Source organism: Salinimicrobium oceani (assembly GCF_012037645.1).
Map to the genome: position 1 here is coordinate 1 of NZ_JAAVJR010000499.1, position 484 is coordinate 484.

The window sequence follows — 484 nt, forward strand, 5'->3', positions numbered from 1 at the left end:
TGATTAATGTTGCGGTCATAAGTGGAAAAGTCACTCACCTGGAACATGAATTTCATCTCCACCTTATGCTTTTTTAGAAGTCTGATCAAACGCGAGTAAACATCATAGGGATCTTTTCTGAACTTAAGCATTACCTGGAGTCGGTGTAGCACATGTTTTGGTCTTAGCTGAAGCAGATCCACAAGAAGACCGAGCACAACCCTTACAATACCCTTTTTTCGATAGCAGAAGGCTTCAGTAACAGTAATAACAGAATTTGCTGAAAATTCCCTCTCCTGAAAAACGTGGTTCGGAAATTTTTCTTTCAGAATTTTACGGAATCTCACCGCCCAAATATCAATCACCGGCAACTCTAAAAAATCTTGCTGAAAAGCCAGGCTTTCACTCGCCTGAAATCTTCCTTCCTTGTCCTTAACATGGGGGAGATATTCTTCATACCTGCTAAGCAGGTAAAAGGAAGCAGCAAAAATATCAAAGGGTAGGG

Annotated in this window: 1 protein-coding gene; it reads right to left on the bottom strand. The window is 40.9% G+C overall.

The window, feature by feature from the left end:
- Window positions 1-484 (bottom strand): DUF7033 domain-containing protein (locus tag HC175_RS17920; protein WP_438865958.1); only part of this gene is annotated, 484 nt, incomplete at both ends.